Consider the following 11,101-nt stretch of genomic DNA (forward strand, 5'->3'; position numbering starts at 1 on the left):
GTAAAATCTTGGTTAAAACCTTCTTGCAAAACGTCATGCAAAAAAAATTATCGTTGGTAGTCGCTTCAGTCGTTCTGCTCGGCATGTCCGCTTGCAGCTTGTTGCCGGAAAAAGTGGATGAGACCAAAAATTGGTCCGTTACGAAATTATACTCGGAGGCGCGTGAAGAAATGGCCGGGCAGCACTATGAAGCTGCCATCGGCCTGTTCCAGAAGCTGGAGGCTAACTATCCTTTCGGCAACTATGCGCTGCAAGCGCAAATGGAAATCGCCTACGCGTATTATAAGTCGGGAGACCAGGCTCAGGCGCTGGCTGCCGTCGAACGCTTTATCAAGTTGCATCCAAACCACGCCAACGTAGACTATATGTACTACCTGCGCGGCCTGATCAGCTTTAACGACCAGATCAGCTTCCTGAACTTCCTGTACGAACAGGACCCGACCGAACGCGATCCGAAGGCCACGCGCGAAGCGTTTGCCGCCTTCAAGCAACTGGTCGACAAGTTTCCGAACAGCAAGTACACGCCTGATGCCCTGGCGCGCATGAACTACCTGATCGACGCCATGGCCAAGTACGAAGTGCACGTGGCGCGCTACTACTACCGCCGCGGCGCCTACCTGGCCGCCGCCAACCGCGCCCAGGGCACGGTAAAGGATTTCTCGCAGTCGCCAGCGATCGAGGAAGCACTGTTCATCATGTATCGCTCGTATGACAAGCTGGGCCTGACCGACCTGCGCGACGACACCTTGCGCGTGCTGACCAAGAACTACCCGCAAACCGCGTTCCTGAGCCCGGAAGGGGTCAAGAAGGAACGTCGTTGGTGGAATTTCTGGCAGTAAAAAGCCATGAGGCGCGTGGGTCGGGTGGCTCGCGTGGGTCGGGTAGATCGGGTAGGTCGGATTAGCCGCGCAGCGGCGTAATCCGACACTCAGGTGCCGGATATTGCCGTCGGCTTGCGCCGCTGCCGGATATTGCTGTTGGCTTGCGCCGCTGTCGGATATTGCTGTCGGCTTACGCCGTTGCATCTGATCACGCCATGTCGGATTACGGCCTGCGGCCTAATCCGACCTACGCGACGATGACAGGGACAATCCCGCCATTATTGTGCCACCTTGCGCCGGAACACCCAACTGCTGTCATTCGATGCTTCCGGCACAAAGCCGTAGCCGTCAACATCGAACGCCTTCAATTGTTCAGGATCGCGGATGTCGTTGACGGCGGCGTAGCGGGCCAGCATGCCGCGCGCGCGCTTGGCGTAGAAGGAAATGATTTTGTACTTGCCGCTCTTCCAGTCCTCGAACACCGGTGTGATCACCGGCACGGCCAGCTGACGCGGCTTGACGGACTTGAAGTATTCCTCCGACGCCAGGTTGACCAGCACTTTGGCGCCCTGCTGTTCGGCGGTGCGGTTCAGGGCATCGGTAATCAGGCTACCCCAGAACGCGTACAAATCCTTGCCGCGCGCGGTGGACAGGCGCGTGCCCATTTCCAGCCGGTGCGGATGGATCAGGTCGAGCGGACGCAAAAGGCCGTACAGGCCCGACAGGATGCGTACCTGCGACTGTGCATAATCGAGCTGGCCAGGTTGCAAACTGCGCGCGTCAAAACCGGCATAGACGTCGCCGTTGAAGGCCATAATGGCCTGGCGCGCATCGACAGTGTCTGTGGTCCAGGACGCGTAGCGGGCCACGTTGAGGGCCGACAAGGCATCGGAAATATCCATCAGGCTGCCGACTTCGGCCGGCGAAAATTCCCGCATGCGTTCGATCAACTGGGCTGAATGCTCGAGAAAATCAGGCGTACTGTGCAGCTTGGTGGTAGGCGGCGTCTCCAGGTCGAGACTCTTGGCGGGGGAAAGCACAATCAACATATTGTTCATCGAAAAAAGAATTGCCGACATGATACCTGCTCCACAAAAACTCGTCCTCGACACCAATGTCTGCCTCGACCTGTTTGTCTTTAACGACCCGCGCTGGGCGGCCCTGCTGGCCGCCATGCAAAGCGGTGCGGTACAGGCCATTACCCGTGAAGACTGCCGCATGGAATACCTGGTGGTGCTTAATTACCCGCACCTGCCGCTCGACGAAGCCAGCCGCGCCGTCGCCATCAGCCGCTTCGATGCGCTGATCACGGTGGTGGCCCCGCCCGTCTCTGGCGTGCGCCTGCCGGTGTGCAGCGACCGCGACGACCAGAAATTTCTGGAACTGGCGCGCGACGCCAGCGCCGATATCCTTATTACCAAGGACAAGGCGCTGCTGAAACTGGCGCGCAAGACGGTCAAAGCCGGCATGTTCCAGATTATGGTACCGGAGAAATGGGCGCCTGCCAGCGCCGCTGATTGATATTGCATGATACTGCACGGAACCGCTGACGCTGCGCTAGAATAAGTCATGATTCCCCTGCGCCAACACCGACCATGACCCAGCATTTCCCTACGCCTTCCCTGCAAACGCGCCTGCCGGCCGTCGGCACCACCATTTTTACCCGCATGTCGCAGCTGGCGGCCGAGCACGGCGCCGTCAACCTGGGCCAGGGCTTTCCCGACTTCGATTGCGACCCGGCGCTGGTCGAACTGGTCAGCGAGGCAATGCGCGCCGGCCATAACCAGTATCCGCCCATGACCGGTGCGGCGCCCTTGCGCCTCGCCATTGCCGCCAAGATTGCCAGCCTGTACGGCCATCAGTACGACGCCAACACGGAAATTACCGTCACCGCCGGCGCAACCGAAGCGCTGACCACGGCGATTTTATGCTGCGTGCATCCGGGCGACGAAGTGATCGTGATCGAACCGGCCTACGACAGCTATCTGCCAGCCATTGCGCTGGCCGGCGGCGTGCCGGTGCGGGTGGCAATGGAACTGGGCCAGCATGGCTACAGCGTGCCGTGGGCCAGAATTGCCGCCGCTGTTACCGGCAAGACGCGCCTGATCGTCATCAACACGCCGCACAATCCGACCGGCACCATCCTGCGCACGGCCGACATTGCTGCGCTGGCAGAGATCGTGCGCGGCACCGATATCATGCTGCTGTCGGACGAAGTCTATGAACACATGGTGTATGACGGCGTGCGCCACGAATCGCTGTGCCGCCACCCGGAACTGGCGGCGCGCAGCTTTATCGTGTCGAGCTTTGGCAAGACTTACCATGTAACGGGCTGGAAGGTGGGCTATGTAGCCGCGCCGGCTGCGCTCACGGCCGAGTTTCGCAAGGTGCATCAGTACAATGTATTCAGCGTCAATACGCCGATGCAGCACGGGCTGGCCAGCCATATGGCGTCGCCGCAACCGTATCTGGAGCTGCCGGCGTTCTATCAGCGCAAGCGCGACCTGTTTCGCGCCGGACTGGCCGGCAGCCGCTTTACCCTGCTGCCGGCCGACGGCACCTATTTCCAGTGCGTGCGCTACGACGCCATTTCGCACGACAAGGAAGCGCAGTTTGCCCAGTGGCTGACCAGCGAAATCAAGGTAGCGGCCATTCCCGTATCGGCCTTTTATGCCGAAGGACAGGAGTCCGGCGTGGTGCGTTTCTGCTTTGCCAAGCAGGACGCCACGCTGGAACTGGCGCTGGCGCGCCTGCGCGCTGTGTAAGCGATGGGTCCCGATACGCGCCAGCAGCAACCATCAGTGCTGCGCACGCTCAATGACAGCGCGCGCCGGCTGGCGCAATTGCCGTGCGCCACGCACGATGGCGACGGCGCGCCGGACCTGCGGGCGATTGCGCGCGAACTGCTGGTGGCGCTCGGGCAAGGCGCCGATATCGCACTGGCTGCCATCATGCTCAACCAGATAGCCGGCACCCATGCCGTGCGCCATGGCATCGAGACAGCGCTGCTGGCCATGCTGGTGGCGCAGGATATGCAACAGTCTCACGTCGAGCTGCTCGATATCGGTATCGCGGCACTGACCATCACGGCAGAGGACGCGCTGCCTGCAAAATCTGCCTCGCCAGAGCAGATACTGGTGGCGCTGGCCAGCCAGTACTGCACGCTGGTGTCGTCGCGCAACTACCTGCGCTCGGCCCTGCCCGACCAGGCCCTGCAGACCATCTTTCTCGACCGCGATTCCGGCACCGAACGCTTGCTGGCGCAGCATTTCATGCAGGTGCTGGGCAAATACCCGCCAGGCACGCTGGTGCGCCTGCGCAGCGGCGAGCTCGCGGTGGTAACACGGCGTGACCCCACGCTGATCCATCCCTTAAGCACGGTGCAAGGCGTGCCGCTGTCGCCGGAAGAACTGAAGCATACGCTGCCGCGTGCTGCCGGCGTGACGGCCGCATGCGCGATTGTCGGCGCAGTGCACGAGAGCGAAGCGCAGCTGCATTTCAGCATGCGCCATGTGTGGGGCGACGGAGCGCAGCTATAAACTATTTCGCCAGCTGGACCAGCTTGCGTTCAACAAACGCCTGCAACTGCGGCGACAGCGTCTGCAGACTCTTGGCACGTTCAAACGCCTGGCGCGCCGGCGCCGGCTGATTGTCGGCCTGCAAAGCTATCCCCAACCCCATCCACCAGACGCTGTTGTCGGGCGCCGACTGCAGCGCCGCCTGGTACTGTTCGGCCGCGTCACGGTAGCGCTGTTCGCGCTGCAGCACGCCCGCATACAGGGCGCGGTAGTCGCCATGCTCCTGCGCATAGGGCAGCGTGCGGCGCAGGGTATCGAGTGCCGCCGCGCCGCTCCTGTCGAGCTGCAGGCGCGCCAGCGTCATCGCCTGCGCCGGCTGTTTCGGGTCCAGGTTCAGGCTTTGCTGCAACTGGCTCACCGCCTCGTCCGGACGCTGCGCTTCGAGCAGCAGGCGCACCAGCGTTTCGCGCGCGCCCTGGTGGCGCGGATCGAGCGCCAGGGTCTGCTGCAAGCCGGCCATCGCTTCCTCGATGCGGCCATCCTGCAGATAGGCCAGCGCGCGGCGATAGCCGTTGTCGATGCGCTGCTGCGGCGTGACCTGCTTGCCTTCGGCCAGTCTTTCGCCTGCCACCGATGCGACCTTGGGCGGCGCTGCTTTTTCCTTTGCCGCGCCGATGCGCTGCAACTCTTCGGCGCGCAGATTGTGTGGCGCGACGCGCTCGCTTGGCCTGGCCGGTTTCGCCGCTGCGGGCGGCGGCACCGGCGCAGTTTCGACCGGCGCAACACTGGCTGGCGCGGTTTCAACGGGCGCGGCGGCCGGTATGGCGACCGGCACCACGACCGGTTGTGCGGCTGCCACCACTTCTGGTGCAGCAGCAGGCACCGGTGCAGCAGGGGGCGTGGTCGCCACATTGACCAGCACCGGCGGCAGTTCCGGACGCTTCAGATACACCCAGGCCAGGGCAATCACAATGACCGACAGCGCCAGCGCGCCGCCCGCCAACAGGCCGCGCGGCAGGCCGCGTTCCTGCAGCGGCACCGGGCGCACGTCCTGCGCACCGGGCAAGCCACCCTGCCCGTCGGGCGTGCCGCGCGCGTCGAGGTCCTGCAACATCTTGTTAATCAGACTCATCTACAGACTCATCTCTTCGTCAACGGTTCAATAAGGTGAGGCTTACGGCGCAGGCGCCGGCCAGCGCGCCAGAACCGGCCAGCCAGGTCCAGCGTTTGCGCCACGCTTGCAGCCACGCCGGACGCCGGCTGGCCATGGTGTCGTCGGCCGCCAGCGCCACATGGCGGCGGCTGACCTGTTGCCGGCCTTCGCCATACGCCAGCATCAGCGCCTTGTGCGCCATGATATTGACCAGGCGCGGAATGCCGCCGCTGGCGCCATACAGTTTTTTCAGCGCCGCGCGTTCGAACAGGCGCGCGCCCGTATAGCCGCCGATGCGCAGGCGATGCGCCACGTAGAACTCCACGTCATCGCGCGACAAGGGGCCCAGTTCATAGTGAAACGTGATGCGTTGCGTCAGTTGGCGGATTTCCGGCAGCGCCAGCTTGGCGTCAAGCTCGGGCTGGCCGAACAGCACGATCTGCAGCAGCTTGCGCTTTTCCGTCTCCAGATTGGTCAACAGCCGCAGTGCCTCCAGGCTTTCCAACGGAATGGCCTGCGCTTCGTCCAGGCACAGCAGCACGCGCTTGCCCTGCGCCGCCAGGTTCAGCAGACGCAGATTGATGGCCGTCAGCAGCTGATGCTGATCGGCATCTTTGGCCACCAGCACATCGATATCAGCCGCCAGCGCCTGGATCAGCGCCTGCGCCGGCAAATTCGGATTCGGGATATACGCGGTCACAAAGGCCGGCCCCAGCGACTGCAGGAATTTGCGGCATAAAAAAGTCTTGCCGGTGCCCACTTCACCGGTAATTTTAATAAACCCTTCGCCATTGCGCGCCGCCACCAGCAAGGTGTTGAGCGCGGCCTGCGATTGCGGTCCGTTAAAGAAATAGCTGGTATCGGGCGTCAGGCCGAACGGCGCCTCGCGCAAGCCGAAATGGGCACGGTACATCTAAGGCCGTCCCGGTGCGCGGCGCGGATCGAGCGCCTCGATGCGCTTGCTTGACTCGAGCAGGTCGTCATTCCAGCTGTTGGCGCCTTCCACGATGGTCGGCTTGATCAGCACCACCAACTCGCGCTTCTGGATGGTCTGGCCGGTATTGCGGAACAAGGCGCCCAGCAAGGGAATATTGCCGGCGCCCGGCACCTGCGAACGGTCATTGACGGTCGACTGGCGCATCAGGCCGCCAATGGCCACGATGCGGCCATCCTGGCTGCGCACCATGCTGTCCATTTCCGAGGTGCTCGAGGCGGCCAGCGGCAGCTTGAGCGAGCCGGCGCTGCCCAGGTCGACATCCTTGGTCACGGTGGTGACCTGGCTGACCGACGGGTGCACATGCAAAATGATATTGCCGTTCTCGTCGATCTGCGGCGTCACGTCCAGCACCACGCCGGAAAAGAAGGGCTGCAAGGTCACGTTCGGGCTCGAGGTGGTGCCGCCGGTGGTGCCGGTCGAGGTTACGGTGGTGCTCACGCCGGTGACAAAAAATTCATCGGTACCGATCTTCAGCACCGCTTTTTGATTGTTCATGGTGGCAATGCGCGGGCTCGACAGCACGTGCACATTGCCCTGCGACTCCAGGAACGAGATCATGGCGGCAAAGTTGCTGGTCTGCAGGGCAAGGCCGAACATGGAACCGGCGGCCGAGGCGGCCGAGCTGAGGCCGAAACCGGTGCTGGCAGAAATGCCGCTGGCGCCGTTGGTGATCACCGGCGGCTGGCCGCCGCCGAACGGCAGCGGCGCCAGGCTACTGCCGGGCGCCAGGAAGCCGGTAGAGATGCGGTTGGCATGGCCACTCTTGATCGAGGCAAACGAGGCCCAGTTGACGCCGGTCTGGTAGTTGTCGTTCAGTTCGACTTCGATAATCTTCGCCTCCAGGATCACCTGGCGGTCCACCGACAGCTGGGTCGCCTTCAGATAAGCGTCCACATTGCGCAGCTCTTCGGGCATGGCGCGCACCACCACCACGCCGGACTGCGGACTGAGCACCACTTTGCGGCCGTCGCCGCTACCGCCAACGATGGCGTTGAGCGACTCCTTGAGTTCGAGCCAGAAGTCGGCATCGGAGGTGGTGCTGACGTTGGCGCTGTCCTGCACCACCTGGCCGCCCTGCCCCTGCTGGCCTGGCTGCTGCATCGGTTGCTGGCCACTGCCGCTATTGCCGCTGCCCTGGCCGCTTGTGCTGCTGCCGGCGTTATTGACCGAAGTCGACGAGACGCGCAGATTGGACATACCCTTGCGGTTGCCGGTCAGGTAATTGACCTGGAACATGCGCGTCTGCATGGTCAACGGGCGGATCGAGATGCGCGTGCCGTCGACCTTGTAGTCGTAGCCGTACATTTCGCGCACGGCGTCGAGCGCCTCGAACAGCGTGACGTCCTTGAGGTTGGCCGACACATTGCCCTGCACATCGGGATGAACCAGGATGTTGTAGCGCGTGCCGGTCACGATGGAATTGTAGAACTGGCGCGCCGGCACATTGTTGAAGGCCACGTTGAAGCGTTCATCGAGCACCGCGCGCGCCTTGGGCAGGCTGCCGGCCAGCGCCTGCGCCGGCGGCAACAGCGCCTCCTGCACCGCATCGGGCTGGCTGGCCGGCGTGGTGGTTTTCGAGGCCTGCGCCACCTGTGCCTTGATGGCATCATAGGTATCGCGCTGCTGTGGCGCGACGCAGGCGCTGACACTGGCGGCCAGGCCCAGCGCCGCCGCCATTCGGGTTAACTTCTGCATGCTCGCCTTGTTTTCCATGTCTTTATTGATCTGCATTATTGATCTGCATAAGCGCGCTTCTTTCCCGCCTTGCCTGGGGCCTGTGCATCCTGGCGCGGATAGAGCCGCAGGGTTTCCATCGCCTTGCCACGCTGCAGCACCACCGACGTGCCGGCAATGCCGGCCACGCTGGCATTGCCGATGCGGTCGCCCACGCGCACCGTGCGGCCATCGATGACGGCCACGCGCCGGCCGTTGTCGGACACCAGCACCGATTGCAGCTGCGGCCCTTTGCGCGCTTCGGCAACGGCGCCTTCGACAGACAGCGGCGCATCGGGAGGCCGGGTCGGGTCGATCAGCGCCTGCGCATCGGCCATGACGGGTAGCAGCGGCAACAGCGCAAGCAGGGTCAGCCGGCCGATCATAGTGCAATCCATTTGTTATCGAGGCTCAAGGTGTACAACGTCAGCTTCAGGCTGGCGTGCGGGTAGCGCTCTACCGACATGCTGGCCTTGCCCCAGAATACCCGCGTGGGCATCGCTTCGAGTGCTTCCATATAGTTGACCATATCGATATAGCTGCCCTGCAAGACCACTTCCACGCCATGGCGGTACAGCAGCGGCGGCGGCTTGACCGCAGGCACCGCCGGCGTGGCTGACGCATTGGCAGCATTGGCTGCGTTAGCATGCACGGCGGCCACCGCGCCGCTTGCCGTGGTGGCGGACGTCAAAGACGGCGCCGCCGCAGGCGCGCCAGCCGCGACACTGTCGTCGCCCAGTGGAATGGTCTGCAGCGTTTTCAAGGACTCGACTTTCAACCGTGCATGCTGCTTGAGCAGGCGCTCGAGCAAAAACACGATGCGCTCGGGCGCCACCAGGCCGGCCTGGGTGCTGCGCAGCGTATGGCCCAGACGCGTGACTTCCTGGCGCGCCTTGTCCAGTTCGGCGCGCTCGGCTGCATCGGGATCGATGGCGTGGCTGCTGATTTTCTGCAGTATCTCGGCATCGATGCCGGCCATGGTCGCCTGCTGTTCGGCCAGGCTGGCGCTCAGGCGCTGCTGGCGCGCAAACAGCGGATTGAGGAACAGCGAATACAGCAAAAACAGCAGCAAGGCGCAACTGGCGCCAAATATCATGACGCGCTCGCGCACGCTCATGGCGTCGATGCGCGCGGCCAGCTTGTCCCATTGCTGCTTCAACGGCGATTGTTTCATGGCGTCGCGCCTCCTGCCGCATCATCGGTTTTCGGCTGCGACTGCAGATCAAAGGCCAGGTAAGGTATGGAAGGTGCAACAGCTGCGGCAGGGTTGGCCGGCACGGTAGACACAGTCGGCGCACCAGGCGCTGCGGGCGGCGTGCTGGCACCGATATCGAGGCGGGCAAAGGTCTTGCCGCGCAATACCGGTTGCCGGCCCAGCGCACTGATATAAGCGGGCACCAGCGAGGCCTGCAAGGCCCCGCCCTGCAAGCCGATCTGGGTGCCGGCGCCGACGATGCTGGCGCCGGTCAGCCACAGGCCGTTGACCTTGCCGTTGGCAAAGGCCCGGAAGTAGGCGGAGTAGCCGTTGGTGTTGCCCAGGTCGCCGCCGTCCAGCAATTTCTGCGCCTCGAGCAGGGCCAGGCGTTCGGCCTGCGCCTGCGTCAGCGACTGCGCAATGCTGGCATCCTTGCTGCGTGGCGGATACTCGGCCTGCACCTTGGCCAGGCGCGCCTGGCGCAGCTTGAGCTGCTCCAGCGACTGCGCCTCGGCCTGCTCGAGCTTGGCGGCCTGGCGCTGGCCATACCAGGCCAGTGCGGCGCCGGCCAGCGCGATCAGCAGCAATCCCTGCGCCATGGTGGCGGCCGACAGGACCTGCTGCTGTTTTTCAAACGCCGGGTTGAACAGGTTGATCTGCTGGCTCATGGCGCCACCGCTTCCTGGCGCAAGGCGGCGCCCAGGGTCAGGAAAAAGCGCGCCTGGCTGGCCGCGTCCTGCAGTTGCGGCACGTCCGACAGCTCGAATATCGCCGACAGGTCGAGCGCTTCGACCGGCATATACAGATTGTCGGCCAGATAGCCATGCAGGCCGTCCACGCCGGTCGGCGCCAGCATCAGGCGGGCGACGTTAATGAAGTGAAACTGGCGCTCGAAATGGTCGAACGAGCGCTGCAGCTCGAGCGTAATCTTGTCGTGGTACTGCGCACGCTGCTCGTCGCCGGCCTCGCGCAGCTGGTCGAGCTTGACGTCGATGCGTCGCGACAGATACAGCTCGGCATTGAAATTGACCGTCAGCAAGCCGCCATCGCCATCGAACGACAGCATGGCCAGGCCGCGGCCCGGCGTTTCCAGCAAGGCGGCAATATTACGCTGCGCCATTTCAGGAATATCGATCACCGACAGCGGTACCTTGGCGCCGCTGAACAAACCCTGGCGCGCCGACACGGCGCCATTGCGCCCCGCCACCGCAAACACCGACTGGCCGCGCACGGGCGCATTCTGGTCGGGCGGAATGTCGAACACATCGATGGTGGCGTCGGCCAGCGGGAAGTCCAGCATGTCTTTCAGGCGCCAGCCGATAGCCGTCTTCAGCTCTTCCGGTGGCACATTGGGCGCTTCGAGCGACAGTAATTGATAATCGGGCGCGTTCAGCAAAGTGGTGTTGCGGTAGGACGCAGCCTGCATCTCCTTGCTCAACTTCTCCAGCGTGGCGCCGGAGGTAGCCGCACTGGCGCCAGCGCCGGCGTAAAAAGCGGCAGCGCGCACCTGTACCTTGCCTTCACTTTGCCGCCTGACGACGGCGGCGCATACGCCATCGGCTGAAAACGCTGTCGCCAGCAATCCTTCGCGTTTTTTTGTCCTTACAAATAATGCCATGCGCACGATCCGTCGATAAAAGTAGCTGGCGCCATGTTGCCGCCGAATTAATGCATTGCGTCAATTTTAATTCATGAACCCGATTT

The 11,101-nt window shown here is 63.3% G+C and carries 12 protein-coding genes; 4 read left to right on the top strand and 8 right to left on the bottom strand.

What is annotated here, in order from left to right:
- Nucleotides 1-35: 35 nt before the first annotated feature.
- Nucleotides 36-839 carry an outer membrane protein assembly factor BamD gene (locus GCM43_RS00660; protein ID WP_152241591.1) on the top strand — a complete coding sequence of 268 codons (804 nt, stop codon included), beginning with the start codon at nucleotides 36-38 and terminating at the stop codon, nucleotides 837-839.
- Nucleotides 840-1,099: 260 nt separating this feature from the next.
- Here the strand turns inward: GCM43_RS00660 and yaaA are convergent, their stop codons facing one another.
- The gene (yaaA, locus tag GCM43_RS00665) at nucleotides 1,100-1,870 is read right to left on the bottom strand and encodes a peroxide stress protein YaaA (protein WP_152241997.1); all 771 of its coding nucleotides are present in this window, start codon (nucleotides 1,868-1,870) and stop codon (nucleotides 1,100-1,102) included.
- Nucleotides 1,871-1,898: 28 nt separating this feature from the next.
- Between yaaA and GCM43_RS00670 the strand changes: the two genes are divergently transcribed.
- The 3 genes from GCM43_RS00670 to GCM43_RS00680 all read left to right on the top strand — a co-directional run bounded on the left by GCM43_RS00670 (nucleotide 1,899) and on the right by GCM43_RS00680 (nucleotide 4,360).
- Nucleotides 1,899-2,342: a putative toxin-antitoxin system toxin component, PIN family gene (locus GCM43_RS00670; protein ID WP_152241592.1), complete on the top strand. Its 444-nt coding sequence runs from the start codon at nucleotides 1,899-1,901 to the stop codon at nucleotides 2,340-2,342.
- A gap of 74 nt (nucleotides 2,343-2,416) precedes the next feature.
- Nucleotides 2,417-3,586, top strand: a complete 1,170-nt coding sequence (locus GCM43_RS00675; RefSeq protein ID WP_152241593.1) for a pyridoxal phosphate-dependent aminotransferase — start codon at nucleotides 2,417-2,419, stop codon at nucleotides 3,584-3,586.
- A gap of 3 nt (nucleotides 3,587-3,589) precedes the next feature.
- A complete protein-coding gene (locus GCM43_RS00680) occupies nucleotides 3,590-4,360 on the top strand; it encodes a hypothetical protein (RefSeq protein ID WP_152241594.1) in 771 nt (256 codons plus the stop codon).
- A gap of 1 nt (nucleotide 4,361) precedes the next feature.
- On the opposite strand, the gene GCM43_RS00685 is transcribed toward GCM43_RS00680, so the two are convergent.
- The 7 genes from GCM43_RS00685 to GCM43_RS00715 are packed head-to-tail and all read right to left on the bottom strand — an operon-like array spanning nucleotide 4,362 to nucleotide 11,015.
- Entirely contained in the window at nucleotides 4,362-5,471 is a 1,110-nt protein-coding gene (locus tag GCM43_RS00685; protein ID WP_152241595.1) for a tetratricopeptide repeat protein, read from the bottom strand.
- 19 nt (nucleotides 5,472-5,490) lie between these two features.
- Nucleotides 5,491-6,405: an ExeA family protein gene (locus tag GCM43_RS00690; protein WP_152241596.1), complete on the bottom strand. Its 915-nt coding sequence runs from the start codon at nucleotides 6,403-6,405 to the stop codon at nucleotides 5,491-5,493.
- Complete coding sequence (gene mshL, locus GCM43_RS00695) at nucleotides 6,406-8,184, bottom strand: pilus (MSHA type) biogenesis protein MshL (RefSeq protein ID WP_152241597.1); 1,779 nt, start codon at nucleotides 8,182-8,184, stop codon at nucleotides 6,406-6,408. It abuts the gene before it with no gap.
- Between the two features lie 35 nt (nucleotides 8,185-8,219).
- Entirely contained in the window at nucleotides 8,220-8,588 is a 369-nt protein-coding gene (locus GCM43_RS00700) for an MSHA biogenesis protein MshK (RefSeq protein WP_152241598.1), read from the bottom strand.
- Nucleotides 8,585-9,376, bottom strand: coding sequence for a type II secretion system protein GspM (gene gspM, locus GCM43_RS00705; protein ID WP_152241599.1), 792 nt, complete (start codon nucleotides 9,374-9,376; stop codon nucleotides 8,585-8,587). The genes GCM43_RS00700 and gspM overlap by 4 nt, the downstream gene beginning before the upstream one ends.
- Nucleotides 9,373-10,065 carry an MSHA biogenesis protein MshA gene (locus tag GCM43_RS00710; protein ID WP_152241600.1) on the bottom strand — a complete coding sequence of 231 codons (693 nt, stop codon included), beginning with the start codon at nucleotides 10,063-10,065 and terminating at the stop codon, nucleotides 9,373-9,375. The genes gspM and GCM43_RS00710 overlap by 4 nt, the downstream gene beginning before the upstream one ends.
- Nucleotides 10,062-11,015: a type IV pilus biogenesis protein PilM gene (locus tag GCM43_RS00715; protein ID WP_152241601.1), complete on the bottom strand. Its 954-nt coding sequence runs from the start codon at nucleotides 11,013-11,015 to the stop codon at nucleotides 10,062-10,064. Before GCM43_RS00715 ends, GCM43_RS00710 begins: the two co-directional genes overlap by 4 nt.
- Between the last annotated feature and the right edge of the window lie 86 nt (nucleotides 11,016-11,101).

The sequence above is a fragment of the Janthinobacterium aquaticum genome (assembly GCF_009208565.1).
GTDB lineage: Bacteria > Pseudomonadota > Gammaproteobacteria > Burkholderiales > Burkholderiaceae_D > Janthinobacterium.

What these genes read in the sequence shown, in the direction of transcription:
- GCM43_RS00700 (WP_152241598.1), bottom strand. Translation starts at nt 8,588, where the DNA reads ATGATCGGCCGGCTGACCCTGCTTGCGCTGTTGCCGCTGCTACCCGTC.
- GCM43_RS00690 (WP_152241596.1), bottom strand. Translation starts at nt 6,405, where the DNA reads ATGTACCGTGCCCATTTCGGCTTGCGCGAGGCGCCGTTCGGCCTGACG.
- GCM43_RS00685 (WP_152241595.1), bottom strand. Translation starts at nt 5,471, where the DNA reads ATGAGTCTGATTAACAAGATGTTGCAGGACCTCGACGCGCGCGGCACG.
- GCM43_RS00715 (WP_152241601.1), bottom strand. Translation starts at nt 11,015, where the DNA reads ATGGCATTATTTGTAAGGACAAAAAAACGCGAAGGATTGCTGGCGACA.
- GCM43_RS00680 (WP_152241594.1), top strand. Translation starts at nt 3,590, where the DNA reads ATGGGTCCCGATACGCGCCAGCAGCAACCATCAGTGCTGCGCACGCTC.
- GCM43_RS00670 (WP_152241592.1), top strand. Translation starts at nt 1,899, where the DNA reads ATGATACCTGCTCCACAAAAACTCGTCCTCGACACCAATGTCTGCCTC.
- GCM43_RS00710 (WP_152241600.1), bottom strand. Translation starts at nt 10,065, where the DNA reads ATGAGCCAGCAGATCAACCTGTTCAACCCGGCGTTTGAAAAACAGCAG.
- GCM43_RS00675 (WP_152241593.1), top strand. Translation starts at nt 2,417, where the DNA reads ATGACCCAGCATTTCCCTACGCCTTCCCTGCAAACGCGCCTGCCGGCC.
- gspM (WP_152241599.1), bottom strand. Translation starts at nt 9,376, where the DNA reads ATGAAACAATCGCCGTTGAAGCAGCAATGGGACAAGCTGGCCGCGCGC.
- yaaA (WP_152241997.1), bottom strand. Translation starts at nt 1,870, where the DNA reads ATGTTGATTGTGCTTTCCCCCGCCAAGAGTCTCGACCTGGAGACGCCG.
- mshL (WP_152241597.1), bottom strand. Translation starts at nt 8,184, where the DNA reads ATGCAGAAGTTAACCCGAATGGCGGCGGCGCTGGGCCTGGCCGCCAGT.
- GCM43_RS00660 (WP_152241591.1), top strand. Translation starts at nt 36, where the DNA reads ATGCAAAAAAAATTATCGTTGGTAGTCGCTTCAGTCGTTCTGCTCGGC.